This is a genomic window from Cognatundibacterium squillarum (genome assembly GCF_014652435.1).
GTDB lineage: Bacteria > Pseudomonadota > Gammaproteobacteria > Burkholderiales > Burkholderiaceae_D > Undibacterium > Undibacterium squillarum.
The window spans coordinates 322,373-343,690 of sequence record NZ_BMYU01000001.1 but is presented as its reverse complement, the minus strand read 5'-3'; the positions used below and the strand labels follow the sequence as shown (position 1 = coordinate 343,690).

Genomic DNA, 21,318 nt, shown 5'->3' with positions numbered 1-21,318 from the left:
GCCAATACTGACAGGAGCTGGGCATGATTGCATCGCTGGCCGGACGAATGACTTTGCGTGACTGGCGCGCAGGGGAACTGAATTTTCTCTTGATTGCACTGATGATCGCGGTGGCTTCGCTGGCCTCCGTGGGTTTTCTCAGTGACCGTATGCGCGCCGGACTGGAGCAGAATGCCCACCAGTTACTCGCATCCGATTTACTGGTCAGCGGTGATCAGCCACTGGCTCCTGAGTGGAAAGAAAAAATTGCTGCCAGTGGCGTGCAAAGCGCCGAAACCGTCGTGTTTCCCAGTATGGCTTTTAGTACGGATAACGAACAGCCGTCTGCAAAACTGGTTTCACTGAAAGCGGTCTCAACTGCTTACCCCCTGCGCGGCACGCTGAAAATCCGTGATGCACAAAACCAGTTGCAATCTGCCAGTGCACCGGCAGCAGGCACGGTCTGGGTCGATCAGAGCCTGCTGTATGCGCTGAATCTGAAAACCGGACAGGCTTTGCGTCTCGGTGATCTGACTTTACGTATCGCCGCTGTGATTGAAAACGAGCCGGATCGTGGCGCAGGCTTTATGAACTTTGCGCCGCGCGCGATGATTGCGATGTCTGATCTGTCAGCAACCGGACTGATACAGGATGGTTCCCGTGTGACCTACCGTTTGCTGGTTGCCGGCGAAAAGAATGCCATAGCCGGTTTGCAAAAGCAGTGGCAAACCATGCTGGACAAGGGACAGTATCGCGGCGTCCGGATGGAAAGCTGGGAAAGTGGCAGACCGGAAATGCGCAGCACACTGGATCGCGCAGAGCAATTCCTGTCTCTGGTCAGCTTACTCGCGGCCTTACTGGCAGCACTGGCGATTGCGATGGCAGCAAATCGCTATATGCAGCGTCATCTGGATGCGGTCGCTATGTTGCGTTGTCTGGGTTTAACGCAGACGCAGGCAACAACCGTGTTTGCGCTGGAATTTCTGATGCTGGCGATTGCCGGCAGTGTTGCGGGTGTCTTGCTGGGTTATGCAGGCCATCTGGCACTGATACGCTGGCTCGGCGATCTGCTGACCACCGATTTGCCACCGGCGAGTGTTGCGACGGCAGGAAAAGGTTTGCTTACAGGTGTGGTTTTGCTTGCCGGTTTTGCGATGCCGCAAGTGCTGCGTTTACGTAAAGTGCCGCACACCCATGTGATTCGCCGTCAGTTAGATAGCGGACGCCAGTGGTTATGGGGCGCGTATCTGACCGGACTGCTTGCGATGCTGGGTCTGATGATCTGGCATACCGGCCAGATCAAAATGAGTATCTTGCTGGCGGTCGGGTTTGTGGTTGCGGGCGGGGTGTTTGCTCTGGCGGGAAGGGGATTATTGTCCGTGCTGGGATTGCTGCGCCACCGTCTGCCATTTCAGAGCTGGCGTTTTGCCGTGAATAATCTGTTGCGCCGCCGGATGGTGACAGTGGTGCAAATGGTTTCGCTGGCTCTTGGTCTGACAGCATTGCTGTTACTGACGGTTGTGCGTCAGGATTTACTGGCCGCCTGGCGTCAGGCATCGCCGCCGGATGCGCCGAATCATTTTGTCCTGAATGTACAGCCGGAACAAAAAGCCGATATCGCAAACAGGCTCAGCGAATTTCAGCAGCCACCGATGTATCCGATGATACGCGGCAGGCTGACCGCAGTGAACGGAAAAGCTGTCAGCGTGGATGATTATGCGGCGGATCAGGCAAAACGTCTGGTGGATCGCGAATTTAATTTATCAACCAGTGATCGCTTGCCTGCTGCTAATCAGCTGACTGCCGGTAGCTGGTTTGAACCTTACGAAACATCGGGTGCGTCGGTAGAGGAAGGCCTGGCAAAAACACTGGGGCTGAAACTGTACGATAAACTGCAGTTTGATGTGGCCGGTCAGAAATTCGAAGTCAAAATCACCAGTCTGCGTAAAGTGGACTGGGCTTCGATGCGCGTGAACTTTTTTGTATTGCTGACGCCGGACGTTGCTGAAAATTTACCGCAAAGCTGGATTTCTGCATTTCATGTCAAACCGGAACAGATGCAGCGTGTCAGCCAGCTCAGCGCAGATTTTCCGAATCTGACCGTGGTTGACAGCGGGGCGATGGTGAAACAAGTGCAGGATGTGCTGAATCAGGTGATTGCAGCGGTCGAATTCCTGTTCCTGTTTGCGCTGGTATCCGGCATGCTGGTGCTTTACGCTGCATTAGCAGGGTCGCTGGATGTGCGCCAGCAAGAGTCGGCACTGTTGCGGGCACTGGGCGCGACTAAAAAGCAATTACAGCGTGCACAGTGGCTGGAATTCAGCTTACTGGGCATGATGTCCGGTGTCCTCGCAGCACTGACAGCCAGCGCAATAGGATGGATGCTGGCGACACAGTTTTTCGAATTTACGTGGCAGTTCTCGCTGTTGCCATGGATTGCAGGCATCATCGCCGGCATTTCATGCTCTTTGCTGGCTGCCGGCGTTGGTCTGCAGCGTATTCTGACGCGGCCACCGGTCGCCAGTCTGCGCGAAGCCAGCTGACGTTCTAAATTAATATTTTAATTAAAAGGTATTGGCAGTGACAGAGCAAGGTTCAAAGCAAGATTCTCAGGAAACGACAGAACAGACAAACGACCGTGAGCAAACGCTTTACGAACGCATTGGCGGAGAAACGGTGGTTCGCGAACTGGTAGACCGGTTTTATGACCTGATGGAGCTGGAACCGGAGTTTGCCGGAATTCGTGCGATGCACCCGACGCCGATGGACAGTTCGCGCGATAAATTGTTCTGGTTTCTCAGTGGCTGGATGGGTGGTCCGGATCTGTATATCAGTCAGTTCGGACACCCGCGCTTACGTGCGCGGCACTTACCTTACGCAATCGGTGTCAGTGAACGGGATCAGTGGTTGCGCTGCATGGCATGGGCGATGCAGGATGTCGGACTTGATCAGGAAATGCAGGAGCATTTAATGATGTCGTTTTATCAGACCGCCGACTGGATGCGGAATCAGGCGGGCCGCTGATGAGCGGACTGGATTGGCTGCTGCCAGGGCTGGTGATCGCGGTACTGGGTCTGCAAATCTGGCAGATCAGAAAGAATGCAGGCGCAACAGGGCAGGAAGCAGATGCGCAATTGCAGCAAATGCTGCAGCATTTGAACGCACAGATTGTGGCAGAGCAGGAGCGCACCGTGCGTGCGCTGGGTGATCAGATTCAGCAACAAGCGTCATCCGGCAGGCAGGAGGCTGCAGCCGGGCAAACTCGCTTGCAGCAACTGTTGATTGCGCAACAGCAGCAACATCATTTGTCTGCAAAAGCGCAGCTTGACAGCTTTGCGCAACAGCTGGAAATGTTCCGCCAGACACAGACGCAGCTCAGTCAGCAATTGCGCGAAGAGCAGGGCGCAGCGCTGCGCCAGCTATCGGATTCATTGCAGCAATCGGTTCTGGCACTGAGCGAAGGTAACGCCAGCCGCTTGCAGGAAATACGACAGACACTGGAGCAGAAAATCGCTCAGTTACAGACCGACAATACGCAGAAGCTGGAAGAAATGCGTAAGACGGTTGATGAGAAACTGCATGCAACGCTGGAGCAAAGGCTGGGTGAATCGTTCCGGCTGGTGTCTGACAGACTGGAAAAAGTCCATCAGGGACTTGGTGAAATGCAGCAACTGGCAACTGGCGTTGGCGATCTGAAAAAAGTCCTGACCAATGTGAAAACGCGCGGCACATGGGGCGAAGTGCAGCTTGAGATGATTCTGGAACAGATGCTGACGCCGGCACAATACGCCAAAAATGTTGAGGTCCGGCGGGGAAGCGGGGAGAGGGTTGAGTTCGCGATTCGTCTGCCTGGGCGCAGTGATGACGCTGAAGCAGTCTGGTTGCCGGTTGATGCGAAATTCCCGAAAGAACAATATGAACGGCTGCAGGAAGCGGCAGACCGCGCGGATGCAGACGCAGTGCTGACTGCGGGTCGTGAACTGGAACGTGCTGTCAGAAGCGAGGCCAGAACAATCGCTGAAAAGTATATCGTTCCGCCATTTTCTACGGATTTTGCCATTCTGTTTCTGCCAACTGAAGGTTTATACGCGGAAGTCATGCGTCGTCCGGGACTGGCAGATGAAATTCAGCGCGTCAGCCGCGTTACTATTGCCGGCCCGTCAACTTTATCGGCATTGCTGAACAGTCTGCAAATGGGTTTCCGTACACTGACGCTGGAAAAACGTTCGTCTGAAGTCTGGGAAGTGCTGGGGGCTGTGAAAACCGAATTTACCAAGTTCGGTGATGTGCTCGCGGCAACCCGCACTGCCTTAGAAAAAGCTGCACGGAATATTGATCAGGCAGAAGTCAGAACACGTCAGATGAGCCGCAAGCTGAAGCAAGTAGAAGCATTGCCCGACGAGAAAACACAAAGCCTGCTGGATTCGTCAGCAGAAGATGTGAACTGATTATCTGAGTTTTATTTCGGGCCGACAGATTCCACCAGTATTGCCTCGCCTGCCCCCTCTGTGAGGCTCAGATCCTGCAGTATCTGTTGCCGGTCAAGTTTTTGCTGACGCAGTAAATGAACACCGATTGCTCGGTTACGTCCACGGGATTTTGCCATATACAATGCGGAATCCGCCATAATCAGCGACTGATCAATATCTGCATGACTCTGATCAGCCCAGCTCAGAGGCATCAGTGCATAGCCGATTGAGACACTCAGCGTGATTTGCTGCTCCTCAAAATTCAATGGGAATGGTTTGAAATCCTTTAGCAGCCGGTCGATCTGATTAATCAGTCCTTCCTGGTTCGGTGCATCAGTAAAGATGACAAACTCTTCACCGCCCCAGCGTACCAGCAAATCCGTCTCGCGTATATTGCGTTTCAAACGGTTCGCAATCTCAATCAGCGCGGCATCGCCCGCTGCATGGCCGAAGGTGTCGTTAACTTTTTTAAAGAAGTCAGCGTCAATAATCATGATGGCGGCGCAGCGACCGCGCTGATGTTCTTGTAAGGCATGTGCCCACATTTGTGCTTTTCTGTCCATCAGATAGCGCCAGTTATGTAGCCCTGTCAACGCATCAAGATAGCGTTCACGGTCAAGATGCTGATTCTCTCTTTCTAATAACTGGTTTTTACGACGTGAAAACCAGATAACCTGAATTGCGGCAAGTAAAAATACGCCGAGCAGGCCGGCCAGCAGCCACCAGCGCTGTATCCTCAGTTGGGCTTCTTTTACCGCGACCCGGCTTTGTTGTGCTTGCTGACGCAGTTCCAGATTTTCTTTTTCACGTTGTTCAGTTTTTAATAATTCACGCAATTCGGCAGCATCATGACCACGGCTGTTCTGATCGATTTCTGTACTGTAATCCAGTTTTTTTTCGAGAGAATAATAGGCACGTTTGAAGTCACCTGCAGCGGCCAATGCCACAGCGCGGATTCCGTAATACTCTCTCATGTCAACCAGCTGTTTTTCCGACTCAAAATAGCGAATGCCATCATGAAAGTAATTGTCAGCCAGATCAGGCTGACCAAGCCGTATGAGTACGATACCGAGAGAAACACGCGCATAGGCGGCCATCCTTACATCTTTTCTGCTATTCGCCCATTGCAATAGTTTCTCGGATAAAACTTTCGAATCCTGAAATTTACCTTCCTGATAAGCAATGTCACTGAGGTTGCTCCAAATGATTCCGGGAATATCATCACGGTTGAGCTGAGCGGCCAGTGTTTCAGCTTGCTGATAACATTTCTTTGCGTCCTTTATCTGTTGTAGTGCAGTTAAGATAAAACCGCGGTTCAGCATGTATTCGAGTTCAGAAGCGGGGACATTTCCGGTCTGTGCCATACGGATAGCTTCATCAATATGGGTAAGCGCATCCTCCTTGCTGCCGAAGTCAACCTCGATTAGCGCAAGATCCCGCAGAGCGGTGCTTTGGCGGCGAGTGTCATTATTCGAACGTGCGACGTTCAGAGCAATTTTTGCTGCTTCCATTGCATCGCGCGCACGTCCCTGACGTGATGTCATATCGACATACATGGTACTGATCCAGTACCGCAAAGTCGGTGCTTGCGCGGATTTGATAAAGTGAAACGCTGCTGCTACCAGGCTGTCATACTTACCGCGCTCAGTTTCATCTAGCGCGTACAATTTACAGAGTTCTACAGCAGCCAGTTTTGCCTGACGCTGACCTCCATCAGCAGGTACCGATTCCAGTTCAGAAATAACTGCAGGGATATCTTTTAACTTGCGTAATCCCGACAGTAAGCCGCAACGGTATGCTTGTGCAGTAGCGATTTCGACCGGAATAGTTGTTTTTGCTTTTAGCTCTGCGAGGTACTTGAGGGCAAGTTCCGGCTTGTCGCCATAGCGATTTGCCAGTTGATCCATTTCAGTCTCAAATGGTGAAAAGACTTCCATCCCCAGATGTTCCAACTGACGTGCGTTCGTGGCTGCAGACGTAAAACCAGAGATTACAAGTGCAGTGCAACAGAATTTTCGTAAATTCTTTGCGAGTTGCATCTGCTGACCTCCAGAGGGAAAAGAGGCAATAATATATTTGATTTATTGCCTTTGTATACTACTGTGCGGGTTAGATTTCTTTGATAACAGGATCAGCCTGATCAAAATTTCATTTGTGCACCATTCGTCATTTAGGGACGCTTTCAGGTGGATTCAGTATTCGGAGGTGAAAACCATTTCTACCGGATTGCTTTACTGTGTACATGGCATCGTCGGCAGCATTCATTAACTCCTGAATATCAAATGCGCTTTGGTCTGCAAAACAAATGCCGATACTTGCTCCAATACGCGCCTCGCTGCTATCTTCTATCATGACAGGCTCTGCCACTAGTGACAGGATTTTTTCTGCAACTTTTTGTGCAGTCGCATATTCATGCACATCTTTTAGCAGCGCAACAAATTCGTCTCCCCCTAAGCGCGCCGTGAAATCGGTTTTCCGCAGAACAGAGTTAAGTAAAGTCGCGAAATGGCGTAATACCTGATCACCAGCGTGGTGTCCCAGCGTATCGTTCACTTGCTTAAACTGGTCCAGGTCTATCATCATCAATACAAATGGCTGCCCGTTATTTGCCAGGTGTTCTTTATGCAGGCGCTGAATTTCCCGTTCGAAGCCAAGTCTGTTGTTCAATCCGGTCAAATGATCAGTAACTGCTAGCCGTTGCGCTTGTTCTTCCTGACGTTTACGTTCGGTTACATCATTAATCAATCCTTGCAGGACACCTTCGCTGGCGGAGTGTACGACTAGGTGTATCCATTTTTTCTGGCCACCGCTCTGTTCTGGTTCAATGCAGAAGTCCTCTGCCATGGTTTGTTGTTGATGAGTTGCCTGATAGATCATCAGATGCAACCGTAGTTCCTGACCTTCCATTAGACGCAATAAAGCATCGGGGGCGTGAGATAAATGTTCAGGCAAGGCCAGCATACGTCTGAATGCCGGATTAGATGCCAGAATTTCGCCGGAGTCATTCAACTGAAAAATGCCGGTTTCGGCTTTTTCAAAAATCGTTCTCAGTTTCAGTTCACCTTTTTCGTGCTCCGTTTTTAATGCACGTTCCTTGCTGATAAGTGCCACTAGTTTGATAATCAGCAAATTAATGTCGTCGATCAGCGTACCCAATTCATCGTAACGGTGACTGGACAGCGCCGGTAACTGTTGGCCTTGCTCGGCGTTCAGTCTGTGCAGACCGCGTGAGATTTTCTGAATCGGTCTGACAACCATTAGCAAAATCAGTCCCCCTGCGACCACAGACAGAACTATCATTTCAATTAATAGCAATGCCGCAATAAATCCTGCGTTACGGTTACTATGATTTCTGATTTCAGGCTGACTCAGCTCAATCGATGCCTGGCAAACTGGTTCGCGCAAGTTAAATGGAGAATAAATTGTTTTATTAATTTGGCCCGTCCCGGGTACCAGCCAGTCTGGCAGCGCAGTGACTGCTCCACTGTTCTTTCGGTGGAATTCAGCCAGAACGGCTTTACTGTTACTGATTCGTATGCTTTTGACTTCCTTGCGCTTGCCAATACCGTCTACCACATCTTTTGCCAGATTACGATCAGAGAGGTAGCAGGCGATTTGCATTGTGTCCTCGACAGTGTCCAGCAAACCAGCTGTGTAGCTGACAGCACGTTCTTGTTCTGCCTGTAAAAAGTAAATATACGCAAGACCTGAAAACAGACTACCCACTAGAAAACTGATGCCAAGCACGAGCACCGTTGTGCGGGCGAGTAAACTGTTGGTCAGAAAATTTTTCATTCAGGGAGTAGTCTGGCTAAATATATAAACCGGTTTCAGGCGACGATCCAGTTTTTTCCGGTCAATGTATCCGATTGCACTTTTATTGTCAGCAATTAAGCGTACTAGCTCATCCGCATTTTCCGCCTGTATTGGCGGCATTCCCTGTCCGGAAAATCGCAGGCGAGCCCAGTAAGAATTGACTTCGGCCAGTTCCCGTCCTATCAGTTGCTGATAAAAAAGTGCTTTTTCCGGGTTGGTATTTGATAAATCGACCGGAATGGCCAGCGTGCCGTTCGGTAATTTCCTGGTGCGCCCCATAAACAGATCGACCACTTCGTCACGGCTCATTTTTTCGATTCCGGATGCGGCACTGACGACAACCACGAGCTCAGCACTGGCGGTTTGAGTCACCGTCAGTAAGAGTGTGAATAGCCATAACAGACAGAAGCGGCGCATAAGTTCAGAAAATAAAGTTATAGGTAGCACTCAGTAAAACTGCCTCACGATTCCAGTCGGGTTGTACTCGTCGGAGCAGCAGATTATCGTGACTGCGTACAAAATCGATCTGAAACTTAAGATTTGATTGTGGCGTAAGGTCATAACGCAAGCCTGCCGACAACGAAGTTTGCCAGCCGCGCTGATTTATCATTTGGGTATTCAGTGCATTTGCACCAGCAATCAGCTCAGGTGGCGCACCGGGCAGCACAATGGCTTTTTCTGGATCTGTCAGCGGGCGAATGGCAGAAAGTACGCCGTAATGCGTGAATTTTCCGCGCCGGTAACTACCACTGATAAAGCCTGCCTTATAGTCCGGAATAAAAGTATTGCCGGTCAGGGTGCGACCTGCCATAGCTTCCCACAGCCATGGTCCGTTGTCGTAGGTCAGGCTGAGTGCGCTGAATCGGAATACCTTGCCCTTCATCTGAAGCTTATCGGCCACAGGATTCGCATTCGGGACAAAAAAGCTGATGCCCGGAGAGCGCAACTGATCCAGTGAACTTTGTAGAGCGGGATTCTCATTCGCAATATGCAGTTCTGCATACGACGCACGGAAAGACCAGGGATCCTGGCGATACTCAAGATGACCGCCGTGCAGGCGCGAATGGTTCAGCAAGAAATAAGTGCTGGCCGGCGTGACTTCAACCTTTTCATTCGTAATGCCGGAATACAGCTTCAACCGCCATTCCTGGTTATCGCGACGATACCGAAACTGAAGATCTGCACCATCGAAATGAGAGAAAATTAAAGGGCCGAAAAATTCAACCGGAGGACGTTGCCAGACATAGGAGTAACCGATCAGGCGCGAATCTGCATTGGGGTAGACATCAAAGCCGACACGACCTGTGCGGAGTGACCAATCATCTTCGGCATAGCGGACGAATGCAAGGGTCAGATTAGGTGTAATCCCAGCATGATCGCGTTTTGCGACGACCTGTATTGCACCACTGATTGTTCTGACAGCTGAGTGCATATCCAGCTGCAGGCCTACATTCGAATCAAGTCCGAAATCTAATTTTCGGCTGTAACCAACGCCATTGGTTTGTGACAGATCGCGTAGTAAGTCAACTTTGTTCGTGGTGTTGTAAGCGGCACCGAAAGTGCCGAAACCGGTCAGTTCGACGCCGGGTAATTCTTCCGCTTGTGATCTGGCTGTGCTGCTTACTGCCAAAAAAAACAAAATGCCCGATAGCAGGAAAAGTTCTCCTGGCTTTCGGTCACAGCGGTTTGCATGTCTAATTGGAATGAGGGTTCGCATTGTCGCTGTTTTTGTGCTGTCAGTATGGTTGCAGTATAGGCAGAAACTTTGCTGCTGCTATAACAACACCACCGTTTTCAAGATTTTTGACTATCTGATGTGGTTTTGATCTGACTGCTATTGAATTCGCGGCTTGAATGCCTATCTTTCAAGCCGGTCCGGTGCAGATTCGGTTAAGCTGCGTCAGGCTTCCGGTCAGCATTTTCCGGCAGGTCAGGGGGGCTTTATCTGCTACAATACCGCCCCTTGTCCCGGTGGCATCAAAGACATCTGCACCACCGGAAATCATTCTCCCGCAATCAATTCAATTAAAAATCATGCAAATCCAACAAAACTCAGTTGTCACTCTGAACTACAAAATGTTTAACGCGGATGGTCAGCTGATCGATCAGAACGCAGCGCCGATCGTGTATTTGCATGGTGGCTACGACAATATCCTGCCTGCAGTGGAAGCCGCGCTGGAAAACAAAAAAGCCGGTGATCAGGTGGTGGTTGAGCTGTCACCGGAAGATGGTTTCGGCGAATACGATGCCGAGTATATGCGCGAAGAAGAAGTCAGCGCATTCCCGCCGGACATCGAAATCGGTATGCAGTTTGAAACACTGGATGAAACCACCGGTGAACATTTGCTGTTCACCGTGCGTGCGATTGAAGACGGCAAAGTAACTCTGGATGGCAATCATCCTCTGGCAGGCATGCATATCCGTTTTGAAACCGAAGTACTGGAAGTACGTGCTGCTACCGATGAAGAAGTGGCACACGGCCACGTACACGGCGAAGGCGGCCATCATCATTGATGCCTGAGCAGCGCCGGATCGGGACAGTTTGTCAGAAATCACGCTTAACAGACAGATGAAAGACTATTACATCATTCTTGGTCTCGCACCAACAGCGACGCTGGCGGACATTAAAAAAGCGTTCCGGGTGAAAGCGGCGGAGTTCCATCCTGACCGTAACAGCTCGGAACTGGCACCTCAGAAATTTCATGAGGTGAAAGAAGCGTATGACGTTTTGTCAGATGATGAAAAACGGGCCGCTTATGATGATAACCGGCGCCGTAATTTGCTGGATTCGCCGCTGGAAACAGCAGGCGAGATCTGGCAAAACTATATTGCAGGAGTAACACAGTGAAGTTGTCACGTTTTTTTGATGACCTGATGGCGGTTTATCAGGCGGAAATTGAAGATCTGAAGTCAGATTCAGAAGGTAAAAACGTACTGAAAGCACGTCTGCGCGAAAAAGCGCAGCAATTACCTTTGTTGTTACCGATGATGGAAAGCAATCCTGAAATGCTGGCACCGGCATTTCATCAGGCATTTATTTTCCTGAATCCGCTGGCTCTGGAAGGCGTCATCAGCAAAGAAGCGCATCAGTTGCCGGCATGGTCTGCGCTGACGAAATCTGTGCGTCTGGAACCCTGGGCGGAGGCACTGGCGAAGCTGGTGCTGAAAGAAGAGGGCGGTGATCGCTTTCTGGTGATCGCTGCTGCACTGGAATATTTGCTGCGCGGTCATCGCGGTGCACAAACGGCGGCGCCTCAGAACGATCAGGATGAAGACGACGACAGCAGCGATGATGATTACGATGGTGATGATGGCAATGTAGGCCGTTACGACCGCGATGACGGCGATGATGGTGATGACCGTGATCTGGACGAGGCCGGTGCTGACTGGCTGGTAGAACAAGGCTTTGACCGTAAGGAGTGAGCGATAAATGACTTTGCCTGCAATTATTGAAGCACAGAATCTGATTATGGCCGGTGACATTGCCGGTGCTGAACATGCACTGGTGTCGATTGCGGATACGCAGGGCGACCGTGCTCTGGTACGCGCGCTCGATGATCTGCCATCGAAAGATTTGCTGGCAGTGATTCGTGAATACGATGCTTCGCGTGAATCCGTGATCAACCTGCTGGTGACGCCTGAACAGTTTGCACAGGCGGTTGTGCTGGAGCGCCGCTACGGCGATCAGACGCATGAACAGCTGCGCGGCATGATTAATTCGGTGATTTTCCGCGAAGGCGCGGATCCTGCCGAATTTCTGTATGAAATCGGTGAAGTCGATGGTGGCTATGATGCGCTGGCAGATTATCTGCTGGACCGTGCGCCGATGGTTGAGCATTTTTACAAATACGCCACCTTTGATCTGCATGAATACGGCGACAGCCGCACCGAAGCGCGTGAAGATGATCTGATGAATCTGGACCGCGATACGGAAGGGCTGGCATCACCGCTGGATATGGCGAATCTGGAAGATCATGACTGGATGCAGGTCACCCATATTCTGCGCAATGAATTGCCGGAAATTTTCCGCGAAGTGCTGATGAAGCTGCGCGCCCGTTATCGTGCCTATCTGGCGAAGATGCAGCAGGAAGAGCTGGAAGAGAGCGGCGGTGTTGCGGAAGATGATGGCCACGAGCCACTGCGCAAAGAAGAAGATAAAGACGACGATGATGAAGAGTCCGCGCTCTGATGCATTGCGCTGACTGATATTCGTTTCTTCATTACTTCTCTTTTTGCTAAAGGTATTCCATGACAGGAACCGGATTACATATTGCAGTGGTCGATAACCGGCCGTTTTTTGAAACCGCGCTGCGGCACGGTCTGCAGCGTGCCATTCTGACTTCTGCCCGTATGGAAACGCTGGGCACTGAAGCGGCGAAGGGCATTGTGCAGATTGCCGATGCTTTCGGCAGTAAATACCTGCGTCCGGAGCTGGAGCTGGCGCGTAAACGCATCGTGAATCTGGTCAGTTTGTATTTGCGTGATGTGTCGGAAGGTGATGTCGATGTCGCTGCCCGCATGATACGCGACAATACTTTTCTGACCTTGTCACGCGGCGGCTCCGGCTTGCTGAAAGCCTTATTCGCCATGCCGGAATTTCCGATGTTCGGTGAAGTGGCAAAAGGCAAAGTCGAAGACTTTCTTGATGCCTGGTCTTTGAAAGAAGATTACGACGCCTACCTGAAAGCGCTGGCTTACCGGAAGCAGAATCAGGAAGAGTTGGATGCGGCGGTCTGGTTTGCCGGTTATCTGGGGCTGGGTGCAGCGGATCTGAAAGAAGAGCATATCGAGGCTGCCAGTGTGGTACGGACAGCGTTGTTGCTGATTGCGTTTGGCGACAACGAAACTGAATTGCAGAATCAGGTCGACTTCGCACGGATGGCTGAATCGGTACGTAAGCTGAGTGCGGCGAAGCGCCTGCAGGCACTGGAACAGATCGATTTATCGGAAGTGCCGGAACATTGGCTGCCTGTGGCTGAACGTGTGCGCGCAGAGATTATTGCCCAGGATGTACCGGTGTTTGCAGATAAAAAGCAATCGCTGGACCGTCTGGTGTTCACCCTGAAAGACCGTTACTTCCTGCGCGATATCGAGATCGAAGATACCTCGGCTTACGATGCACTGGTCTCGAAAGAGTGGACACGGATCACGCAGGGTAAAACCGATGTCGATTCGCTCATGACCTTGTTCCTGTGTATCGCAGCCGGTGTGACGCCGAAAACAGAACTGCCGGTGAAAAATGCGAAAGCACTGGTGAAGCAGTTCCGTGAGCAGGGTTTTGCGCACGAAAAAGCCGTTACCTGGATTCGTCAGCATGCCCCGCATGAAAAACAGGAAGGTTTGCTGGAAGACTGGCAGATATTCGTGGAAGAGGCGGAGAATTACATGATGGACGAATGGGATGACACTTACACAGGCGCTTTGCGTTTCTTAGCGATGCATTGTCATATCCAGCAAAATCGCTGATCTCTTCCGGTATCTGGCCGGAATGTCGCTTGACACAATCCGAACCTGACTCAAAACGAGAAAGCCCCCGCCTGTGATCGGGGGCTTTTTTATGGTCTTTTCCTTTGGCAGATGACAATCTCAGTGCCGATTCGGACACGCCATGATGCAGCAATCTGCATGGGTGCATTTCGTAAGCCCGGTGTTTCTGCCGACGACAAGCCGGGACCTGTGCAGAACACCGCATTTTAACTGGTTAACGGTGTTCTCAGCGTTCTTGGCGTGATTGAGCATCCGATTCAAATCTGGCTCATATCATTTTCGGTTCTGCTTTGCGATAAGGGTCGCAAACAAATCGATGCGCAAGGAATGTACGCTCTCGAACGCCATATGTCTGCAAGGGGCATGGATTGTACAGTTATCCGCATTCATGCATTTCGCAAAGTCAGCGTATTCGCCGGTTACCGCCGGACTGCTAGGCTGAAATCTGTATTTTTCCTGCCTTGGTCACCGGTTTTGCCACAAGAGTTTTTGCAGTAACCGTAATCAGGTAGGAAGAAATCTGTGCCCCCGCTCTGCTGGCGTTGGTACGGGATTTGTCTGCGGTCACGCAAAATGATGTAGTTGTTCAGTCGATGATGTTGGGCATTTTTTTGCGCAGTGTGCAGTACTCAATGTGAAAAATAGTGAAAAGTGCCTATGTTTACTGATAAATTATTGGAAATTCGCGATGTTCCTGGTAAGACTGAACATGCTAACGATGGGGGTCGATATTGCGTAGTTCATTGTGAAATCGATAAAGGCATAAGTGGGGCGATGTATTAATGGGTGAAAATATCGTATCGACGCAGCTGCGCAAAACACGCTTATCAGTTGTTTTTCAGCTGACGATTTGTTTCGGAGTTATGCAATGGGGGACGCAGGCGGCAGCTTGTGGTCCCTACCAGCTTGCGTTTTACGAATTTGGTACCTTGTATTACCAGGCGGAAAACGGCGGGGCGGGTATCGATAAAGATTTGATTGATGAACTGGTGAAGCGTAGTGGTTGCAAATTACAAACCAGTGTTGATTCCCGGGTCAGAATCTGGAGTCGTATGGAAGCTGCCACGTTGGATATGACGGTTTCCGGTATTGCAACGCCGGAACGGGAAAAATTCGCCGTCTTTTTGCCTTACATTACCACCCGCAATTATGTACTGATGCAACCGGAAGTGGCGGCACTGATCGCAACGCAGGAAGCCTTCTTAAGGGACAGTACCCTGATGCTGGGCGTCGTCAAAAGCTTCCGCCACGGAAAATATTACGATGAAGTGGTTGAAACCTTGCGAAAGCAGGGGCGTATCGTAGAAGCGTCCGATTATCCGACACTGGTTCGGATTTTTCAGGCGAAACGGGTCAGCGCAATACTTGGTTTGCCAACTAGTCTTGCCCCGATAATCACCGGCAGCAAAAGCCTGTCACCGGGTCAGATAGCAGACTGGTCGATGACGGATGATGTTACCGGCTCGCTGGTGTTGTCGCGCCAGCGTATGGCGACTAAAGATATCGAGCGTTTGCGGCAGGCGCTGCAGGCCATCAAAGATGATGGTACGCTGGATCAGATCCTGCATCGTCACCTGCAACCGGAATTTGCCCGCCTGGTGAAAATGGGGCCATATCCGGTTACAAAAGTCACAGTGCGTTGATTACACAGCCAGCTCCAGCACCTGACGGCTGACGTCTGGCGTGACATCGCGGTGTTCACCGAGTTTGGTCATGCGGTGGGCTTCAAGGGAAGTCATGATGGCAGGAATTTGCTCTGCGCTCAGGCCATAATCCCGCAGCCGGGTTTTGACACCCATTTGTTCAAAGAATGCCTGCATACGACTGATCGCGGCTTCGATGCGGGCATCTTCATCACCTTCCTGAATTTGCCATACACGGGCTGCAAACTGCAGTAATTTTTCGCGTTTCGCATCTTTGCGTACCCGCAGCATCGCAGGTAAAACAATTGCCAGCGTCTGCGCGTGATCAAGTCCGTGCAGGGCAGTGAGTTCGTGGCCAATCATATGGGTTGCCCAGTCTTGCGGCACACCGGTAGAAATAACGCCATTCAGCGCCATCGTTGCAGCCCACATCAGATTGGCGCGTACTTCGTAGTTCTCAGGCGTTTCCAGGGCTTTCGGGCCTTCTTCGATCAGCGTCAGCAGCAAACCTTCGGCAAAGCGATCCTGCACCGGGGAATTCACGGGGTAGGTCAGATACTGTTCCATCACATGCACGAAAGCATCCACAACGCCGTTGCCGACCTGGCGAACTGGCAGCGTGTAGGTTTTTACCGGATCAAGCACCGAGAATTGCGGGAAGCAGTGGCGGCTGCCGAAAGCGAGTTTGGCGTGAATGGAAGTGCGTGTAATCACAGCGCCGGAATTCATTTCTGAGCCGGTGGCAGGCAGTGTCAGCACGCTGCCGAATGGCAGGGCGCTGCTGACGTTATTGCCGCGTTTTTCCAGAATTTCCCACGGATCTTCGCCCTCAAAGACAGCGGCAGCTGCGACGAATTTCGTTCCATCGATGACAGAGCCACCGCCAACAGCGAGCAGAAAATCAATCTGATGTGTCTTAACGTCGGCAACCGCCTTCATCAGGGTTTCATAGGTCGGGTTTGGCTCGATGCCGGAAAACTCGGCAATTAAGCGGCTTCCCAGTGCGTGTTTGACTTCATCGTAAACACCGTTTTTGTGAATACTGCCGCCGCCGTACAGCATCAGAACCCGTGCTTTTTCCGGTACCAAAGTATTCAGATCAGCAATTTTGCCTTCGCCGAAAGCGATGTGGGTTGGATTGTAGAAATCGAAATTCAGCATAATGACTCCGCTGTGCAAGAAAGCTGCTAATGGTAGCGGAAAAAAGAAAAGCCGGTCGGTGACCGGCTTTTCTGGCGGGGTTGCTCAGGATTTTTACACTGCAAGAAACAGAAAAACAGTCGGTTTCTTATGGAAATCAGGCTGACCGCACTGGCTGATGTGCTTTTTCCATTCTGCGACGGTGCGCGTCTGCAGGCTTTCGCTATCGAGTGTCAGATCAGTAGCAATACAGGCCGAGGTAGACGGGTGGCAATGCTGCAACAAGGCCTCCAGAAAAGCAGCATTACGATAAGGTGTTTCGATAAACAGCTGCGTTTGTTTCTCCTTGCGGGAGCGCTCCTCAAGTTCTTTGATGCGTTTTGCCCGCTGCGCCGCATCCGTTGGCAAATAACCGTGAAAAGCAAAGCTTTGTCCGTTCAGACCGCTCCCCATTACTGCCAGCAGTAGCGAGGACGGCCCGACCAGCGGACGCACCTTGATGCCGCGCTGATGTGCAAGCCGAACCAGCGCAGCACCCGGATCAGCCACTGCAGGAACACCTGCTTCGGATATCAGGCCTGCATCTTCGCCATTCAGCAATGGTTCCAGTAAGGCATCCAGCGCATTTGCCGGTGTATTGATATTCAGCTCGCTGATCCGGATTTCCTGCAGTGTGGTTTGCAGCGGATGACGGTTGGCAACCAGCTTCAGATGTGCGCGTGCAGTTTTTGCATTTTCAGCGATGAGATAGCGCAGACCAGTGGTGCGGTGCTGTACCGCATCAGGAATAATGTGTTGCAGAATATCTGCAGTGTCGTTGTTGTTTCCCAGCGTGTTCGGGAGTAAAAAAAGTGTTCCTGTTTGCTTCATAACCGGGATGTTTTTATCGGGAGAGGGGTTGTGCTGTGGAAAAGAAAGGCACGCCGCAGCGGCGCAGCATGCCTGTCAGTGCAATCATCGGCAGGCCAGTCAGTGCCGTGGGGTCGTCACTGACAACTGATTCCAGCAGCGCGATACCGAGGCCTTCATTTTTTGCTGATCCTGCGCAATCGTAAGGTTGTTCTATGCGTAAATAGGCGTCCAGTTCATGTTCCGGTAAGTTGCGCATTGTGACGCGTGTTTGCACATTCACCAGTTGCACCGGGTGCTCAGCGTGCTCCCTGCTGTCGGTAACGCACAACGCCGTGTGGAAAATCACTTCGCGTCCGCGCATCAGCATTAGTTGTTCCAGCGCGCGCTGATGATTTCCCGGCTTGCCGATCTGCAATTGATCCAGCGCTGCCACCTGATCCGAGCCAATCACAATGCTTCCCGCGTGCTGACGAGCGACATGCTGTGCTTTTTGCTGTGCGAGACGCAGGGCGGTTTCCTGAGGTAATTCTCCGGGTAGCGGTGTTTCGTCGATATTCGGGCTGACGCAAGAAAAAGGAATTTGCAATCGCTGCAATAATTCTTGCCGGTAAACCGATCCGGAGGCCAGAATCAGTCTGGCAGAAGAAGAAAAAGGTGTATCTGAAGAAAGCATATTGGTACAATACGGGCTTTGCCGCGCTCTGGTAAAAAAGTCAGCGAAGCCTTTGACTAGGTAGGCTGAATGCTGTTATTATCGCAGGTTTTCTGGGTTCAAATAATCCTATGCAAGATTTTGTGATTGATGCTTTCGCTTTCTGCCGTAACAATGAACAGTCAAGCGGAAGTCTGCAAGTCGCAGAGTTACTGCGTTTGTCAGAAGACTGTGCCAATTCTGAGGGTGTACTGGAATGGTCGCTGACAGGTGGCCAGAATCAGTACGGACATCCCGAACTGACGCTCACCGTAAGCGGTGCAGTGAATCTGGTGTGTCAGCGTTGTCTGACACCGTTTGCATACGAAATAGATTCAGAATCTGTATTGGTCCTCGCGAAGTCTGAAGAGGATGCGGATGAAATTGAAGCATTGCTCGAAGACGACGAGGTCGATGTTGTAGTGGGCAGCAAATCATTGAATGTCAGGGATCTGATTGAAGATGAAGCGTTGCTGGCAATACCCCAATCGCCCAGACATGCAGTATGCCCGGACACTTCCGGTAATTCAGTTCCGAAGGCGGAGACTACTCCTGCTGACGGCAGCAAAAAAGAATCGCCGTTTGCTGTATTGAAAAACTGGAATGGGCGTACCTAGTGGCATTATTCTGAAAAAGCACTTAGGTTGAAGTATTGTTTAAGTATTCTTGGTTGGCGACGTGTCTGCTCTTCAACCAGGTGTGTAAATTTTTAGAAACCTTTTTTGAAGTATTAGGAGTTATCATGGCAGTTCAGCAAAATAAAAAATCCCCATCCAAACGTGGTATGCACCGTTCTCACGATTTTCTGACTGCACCACAGTTGGCAATCGAACCAACAACCGGTGAAACTCACCTGCGTCACCACATCAGCCCTAACGGCTTCTACCGTGGTCGTAAAGTATTGAAAACCAAAAACGACGAATAATTGATTTTTGGATCTGAAAAAGCGGCGGTTCAAGTCTCGCACTTGACGCCGCTTTTTTATTTGGTTTTTATGGCGCGAATTCGGGGATGGATTCGCATTTTTTAACCCAGTTTGGTGCATCAGGGCGGGCGGTTTTTGAAAAAAACTATGTTTTTGTTATCTTTGAGGTAATCAAAATAACTGAAATAGTCCTCTAATTTGATACACTAGCTGTTTCGCATTGAAGTTCTGTAACACTACATGACAATAAAAATTTCCATTGACTGCATGGGGGGAGACCATGGGCCAGCGGTAACAGTTGCAGCAGCAGTCGCTTTTGCAAACCGTGAGCCTGACGTCGAATTCCTGCTGGTTGGACTGGAATCGGATATTCAGATGGAGCTGAAAAAGCTGAATGCACAGCAACATCCGCGTCTGAAAATCGTTCATGCCTCCGAAGTGGTGGCGATGGATGATCCGGTGGAAGTGGCATTACGTCGCAAAAAAGATTCATCAATGCGTGTGGCGGTTACTCAGGTGAAAGATGGTCTGGCGCATGCATGTGTGTCAGCCGGCAACACCGGAGCACTGATGGCAGTTTCGCGATACGTCTTAAAGACGATGCAAGGCGTAGACCGTCCGGCGATTTGCAGTATGCTGCCGAATCAGACTAACCGTCCGACTTATATGCTCGATCTCGGCGCAAACGTCGATTGCGAACCGCAACATTTGCATCAGTTTGCGATTATGGGTTCCGCACTGGTATCCGCTCTGGAAGGCAAGGAGCGTCCGAGCGTTGGCTTGCTCAACGTTGGTGAAGAAGATATCAAAGGCAATGATGTTGTTAAGAAGACAGCGTTGTTACTGCGTGCTGACCATGAACGCGGATTGCTGAATTTCTACGGCAATGTTGAAGGTAATGACATTTTCAAAGGCACGACAGACATTGTTGTCTGCGACGGCTTTGTCGGAAATGTCACACTGAAGGCTGTTGAAGGTTTAGGCAGATTTGTGAAAACCACGCTGACCAGTTCATTTAAGAGCAGTATTCTGAATATGCTCGGTGCTGTGATTGCCCGTGGTGCACTGAAGTCCATTTCCCGTACGATGAACCCATCTAATTATAACGGCGGCAGTCTGCTTGGATTGCGTGGCCTGGTCTTTAAAAGCCATGGCAGTGCTGATAAATACAGTTACGAATGGGCGATTCAGCGTGCGTTTGATGCGGCAAAAAATGACGTGCTGAGCCGGATTTCGAGTTCGATGGCAAAACTGATGCCTGCGCAGGATCAGCCTTTGCCTGCAGATCAAGAACCACTTAACCAAAAGACCGCATGACATTTTTCAGCAAAATTGTTGGAACGGGAAGCTATTTGCCGCCCCGCAGGGTGACAAATCACGAGCTCGCCGAAGAGCTCGCTGCAAAGGGAATTGAAACTTCACATGACTGGATAGTCAGCCGCAGCGGCATCGAAGCACGGCATTATGCAGAGAAGGGTGCGCTGGCCAGTGATATGGCTGTGATCGCCGCACAGAACGCGCTCGAGGCTGCAAAAATGCAGTCAAGCGACATTGATCTGATTATTCTGGCGACATCGACGCCGGATTTTATCGGCGGATTCCCTTCAACTGCATGTGTTGTTCAGCGAAAGCTGGGTATACAGAACGGTGCGGCAGCAATGGATGTGCAGGCGGTATGCACAGGCTTTGTTTATGCACTGACGCTGGCTGACAGCCTGATCAAAACCGGTGCGCATAAAAATGCGCTGATTATCGGTGCTGAAGTTTTTTCCCGTATCCTCAATTTTGAAGACCGCACAACGTGCGTTCTGTTTGGTGATGGTGCCGGCGCGGTTGTATTGTCGCGCTCGGAAACGCCGGGTGTGCTGGCAACCAAATTGCACGCTGATGGCAATTACACCGATATTTTATGTGTCCCAGGACGGGTCGGTCAGGGTGTTGTCGATGGCAGTGCTTATCTGCATATGGATGGTCAGGCCGTATTTAAGCTCGCTGTTACTGCACTTGATAAAGTTGCGAACGAAGTGCTTGAAATGTCTGGCTTGAAAGCTGCCGATATCGACTGGCTTGTTCCGCATCAGGCTAACATCCGCATCATGCACGGTACAGCGAAGAAAATGCAGCTCCCTCTGGAGAAGCTGATCGTAACTGTCGACCAGCATGGCAATACATCTGCCGCTTCTATTCCGTTAGCACTTGATCTTGCTGTGCGTGATGGACGAATTCAGTCAGGACACAAAGTACTGCTGGAAGGTGTGGGAGGCGGATTTACCTGGGGTGCCGCGATCGTTCAGATCTGACGATATTTTTACACGA

General features: G+C 50.9%; 20 protein-coding genes. 13 read left to right on the top strand and 7 right to left on the bottom strand.

Annotated elements, in window-relative coordinates:
- The first annotated feature begins 23 nt into the window (after window positions 1-23).
- From IE092_RS01490 to IE092_RS01480, 3 genes are read left to right on the top strand one after another with little or no spacing between them, the layout of a single operon-like run.
- Complete coding sequence (locus tag IE092_RS01490; protein ID WP_229792971.1) at window positions 24-2,522, top strand: ABC transporter permease; 2,499 nt, start codon at window positions 24-26, stop codon at window positions 2,520-2,522.
- A 37-nt stretch (window positions 2,523-2,559) separates the two neighbouring features.
- Window positions 2,560-3,003 carry a group II truncated hemoglobin gene (locus tag IE092_RS01485; protein WP_189355234.1) on the top strand — a complete coding sequence of 148 codons (444 nt, stop codon included), beginning with the start codon at window positions 2,560-2,562 and terminating at the stop codon, window positions 3,001-3,003.
- The gene (locus tag IE092_RS01480; RefSeq protein ID WP_189355233.1) at window positions 3,003-4,427 is read left to right on the top strand and encodes a DNA recombination protein RmuC; all 1,425 of its coding nucleotides are present in this window, start codon (window positions 3,003-3,005) and stop codon (window positions 4,425-4,427) included. Before IE092_RS01485 ends, IE092_RS01480 begins: the two co-directional genes overlap by 1 nt.
- Window positions 4,428-4,438: 11 nt before the next feature.
- Here IE092_RS01480 and IE092_RS01475 read toward each other — a convergent pair whose 3' ends face one another.
- The 4 genes from IE092_RS01475 to IE092_RS01460 form a co-directional block, all read right to left on the bottom strand.
- Window positions 4,439-6,355, bottom strand: a complete 1,917-nt coding sequence (locus tag IE092_RS01475) for a tetratricopeptide repeat-containing diguanylate cyclase (RefSeq protein WP_189355232.1) — start codon at window positions 6,353-6,355, stop codon at window positions 4,439-4,441.
- Window positions 6,356-6,614: 259 nt separating this feature from the next.
- Window positions 6,615-8,243: a sensor domain-containing diguanylate cyclase gene (locus tag IE092_RS01470; protein ID WP_189355231.1), complete on the bottom strand. Its 1,629-nt coding sequence runs from the start codon at window positions 8,241-8,243 to the stop codon at window positions 6,615-6,617.
- On the bottom strand, window positions 8,244-8,681 hold the full coding sequence (locus IE092_RS01465) for a hypothetical protein (RefSeq protein ID WP_189355230.1): 438 nt from the start codon (window positions 8,679-8,681) through the stop codon (window positions 8,244-8,246).
- 4 nt (window positions 8,682-8,685) lie between these two features.
- A complete protein-coding gene (locus IE092_RS01460; protein ID WP_189355229.1) occupies window positions 8,686-9,894 on the bottom strand; it encodes a hypothetical protein in 1,209 nt (402 codons plus the stop codon).
- A gap of 404 nt (window positions 9,895-10,298) precedes the next feature.
- On the opposite strand from IE092_RS01460, the gene IE092_RS01455 reads away from it, so the two are divergent.
- The 6 genes from IE092_RS01455 (at window position 10,299) to IE092_RS01430 (ending at window position 15,394) form a co-directional block, all read left to right on the top strand.
- Entirely contained in the window at window positions 10,299-10,778 is a 480-nt protein-coding gene (locus IE092_RS01455; protein WP_189355228.1) for an FKBP-type peptidyl-prolyl cis-trans isomerase, read from the top strand.
- Between the two features lie 55 nt (window positions 10,779-10,833).
- Entirely contained in the window at window positions 10,834-11,112 is a 279-nt protein-coding gene (locus IE092_RS01450; RefSeq protein ID WP_189355227.1) for a DnaJ domain-containing protein, read from the top strand.
- Complete coding sequence (locus tag IE092_RS01445; protein ID WP_189355226.1) at window positions 11,109-11,687, top strand: hypothetical protein; 579 nt, start codon at window positions 11,109-11,111, stop codon at window positions 11,685-11,687. Before IE092_RS01450 ends, IE092_RS01445 begins: the two co-directional genes overlap by 4 nt.
- 7 nt (window positions 11,688-11,694) lie before the next feature.
- Window positions 11,695-12,453 (top strand): hypothetical protein, encoded by a 759-nt coding sequence (locus IE092_RS01440; RefSeq protein WP_189355225.1) that lies wholly within the window; start codon window positions 11,695-11,697, stop codon window positions 12,451-12,453.
- Window positions 12,454-12,512: 59 nt separating this feature from the next.
- Window positions 12,513-13,730, top strand: a complete 1,218-nt coding sequence (locus tag IE092_RS01435; protein WP_189355224.1) for a hypothetical protein — start codon at window positions 12,513-12,515, stop codon at window positions 13,728-13,730.
- 803 nt (window positions 13,731-14,533) lie between these two features.
- A complete protein-coding gene (locus IE092_RS01430) occupies window positions 14,534-15,394 on the top strand; it encodes a substrate-binding periplasmic protein (RefSeq protein WP_189355223.1) in 861 nt (286 codons plus the stop codon).
- Here the strand turns inward: IE092_RS01430 and IE092_RS01425 are convergent, their stop codons facing one another.
- The 3 genes from IE092_RS01425 to IE092_RS01415 form a co-directional block, all read right to left on the bottom strand.
- Window positions 15,395-16,555, bottom strand: a complete 1,161-nt coding sequence (locus tag IE092_RS01425; RefSeq protein ID WP_189355222.1) for an iron-containing alcohol dehydrogenase — start codon at window positions 16,553-16,555, stop codon at window positions 15,395-15,397. It abuts the gene before it with no gap.
- 93 nt (window positions 16,556-16,648) lie between these two features.
- Window positions 16,649-17,404 (bottom strand): SAM-dependent methyltransferase, encoded by a 756-nt coding sequence (locus tag IE092_RS01420; RefSeq protein WP_189355221.1) that lies wholly within the window; start codon window positions 17,402-17,404, stop codon window positions 16,649-16,651.
- A 13-nt stretch (window positions 17,405-17,417) separates the two neighbouring features.
- Complete coding sequence (locus tag IE092_RS01415; RefSeq protein WP_189355220.1) at window positions 17,418-18,059, bottom strand: Maf-like protein; 642 nt, start codon at window positions 18,057-18,059, stop codon at window positions 17,418-17,420.
- A 110-nt stretch (window positions 18,060-18,169) separates the two neighbouring features.
- On the opposite strand from IE092_RS01415, the gene IE092_RS01410 reads away from it, so the two are divergent.
- The 4 genes from IE092_RS01410 (at window position 18,170) to IE092_RS01395 (ending at window position 21,302) form a co-directional block, all read left to right on the top strand.
- Window positions 18,170-18,694 carry a YceD family protein gene (locus IE092_RS01410; protein WP_189355219.1) on the top strand — a complete coding sequence of 175 codons (525 nt, stop codon included), beginning with the start codon at window positions 18,170-18,172 and terminating at the stop codon, window positions 18,692-18,694.
- Between the two features lie 125 nt (window positions 18,695-18,819).
- Entirely contained in the window at window positions 18,820-19,002 is a 183-nt protein-coding gene (gene rpmF / locus IE092_RS01405; RefSeq protein ID WP_189355218.1) for a 50S ribosomal protein L32, read from the top strand.
- A 240-nt stretch (window positions 19,003-19,242) separates the two neighbouring features.
- On the top strand, window positions 19,243-20,319 hold the full coding sequence (plsX, locus tag IE092_RS01400) for a phosphate acyltransferase PlsX (protein ID WP_189355217.1): 1,077 nt from the start codon (window positions 19,243-19,245) through the stop codon (window positions 20,317-20,319).
- Window positions 20,316-21,302, top strand: a complete 987-nt coding sequence (locus IE092_RS01395) for a beta-ketoacyl-ACP synthase III (protein ID WP_189355216.1) — start codon at window positions 20,316-20,318, stop codon at window positions 21,300-21,302. Before plsX ends, IE092_RS01395 begins: the two co-directional genes overlap by 4 nt.
- Window positions 21,303-21,318 lie beyond the last annotated feature (16 nt).

Excerpts from the sequence above, each read along its gene's own strand:
- IE092_RS01490 (WP_229792971.1), top strand. The coding sequence starts at position 24 with ATGATTGCATCGCTGGCCGGACGAATGACTTTGCGTGACTGGCGCGCA.
- IE092_RS01480 (WP_189355233.1), top strand. The coding sequence starts at position 3,003 with ATGAGCGGACTGGATTGGCTGCTGCCAGGGCTGGTGATCGCGGTACTG.
- IE092_RS01475 (WP_189355232.1), bottom strand. The coding sequence starts at position 6,355 with ATGGATCAACTGGCAAATCGCTATGGCGACAAGCCGGAACTTGCCCTC.
- IE092_RS01470 (WP_189355231.1), bottom strand. The coding sequence starts at position 8,243 with ATGAAAAATTTTCTGACCAACAGTTTACTCGCCCGCACAACGGTGCTC.
- IE092_RS01465 (WP_189355230.1), bottom strand. The coding sequence starts at position 8,681 with ATGCGCCGCTTCTGTCTGTTATGGCTATTCACACTCTTACTGACGGTG.
- IE092_RS01455 (WP_189355228.1), top strand. The coding sequence starts at position 10,299 with ATGCAAATCCAACAAAACTCAGTTGTCACTCTGAACTACAAAATGTTT.
- IE092_RS01450 (WP_189355227.1), top strand. The coding sequence starts at position 10,834 with ATGAAAGACTATTACATCATTCTTGGTCTCGCACCAACAGCGACGCTG.
- IE092_RS01440 (WP_189355225.1), top strand. The coding sequence starts at position 11,695 with ATGACTTTGCCTGCAATTATTGAAGCACAGAATCTGATTATGGCCGGT.
- IE092_RS01435 (WP_189355224.1), top strand. The coding sequence starts at position 12,513 with ATGACAGGAACCGGATTACATATTGCAGTGGTCGATAACCGGCCGTTT.
- IE092_RS01430 (WP_189355223.1), top strand. The coding sequence starts at position 14,534 with ATGGGTGAAAATATCGTATCGACGCAGCTGCGCAAAACACGCTTATCA.
- IE092_RS01425 (WP_189355222.1), bottom strand. The coding sequence starts at position 16,555 with ATGCTGAATTTCGATTTCTACAATCCAACCCACATCGCTTTCGGCGAA.
- IE092_RS01420 (WP_189355221.1), bottom strand. The coding sequence starts at position 17,404 with ATGAAGCAAACAGGAACACTTTTTTTACTCCCGAACACGCTGGGAAAC.
- IE092_RS01415 (WP_189355220.1), bottom strand. The coding sequence starts at position 18,059 with ATGCTTTCTTCAGATACACCTTTTTCTTCTTCTGCCAGACTGATTCTG.
- IE092_RS01410 (WP_189355219.1), top strand. The coding sequence starts at position 18,170 with ATGCAAGATTTTGTGATTGATGCTTTCGCTTTCTGCCGTAACAATGAA.
- rpmF (WP_189355218.1), top strand. The coding sequence starts at position 18,820 with ATGGCAGTTCAGCAAAATAAAAAATCCCCATCCAAACGTGGTATGCAC.
- plsX (WP_189355217.1), top strand. The coding sequence starts at position 19,243 with ATGACAATAAAAATTTCCATTGACTGCATGGGGGGAGACCATGGGCCA.
- IE092_RS01395 (WP_189355216.1), top strand. The coding sequence starts at position 20,316 with ATGACATTTTTCAGCAAAATTGTTGGAACGGGAAGCTATTTGCCGCCC.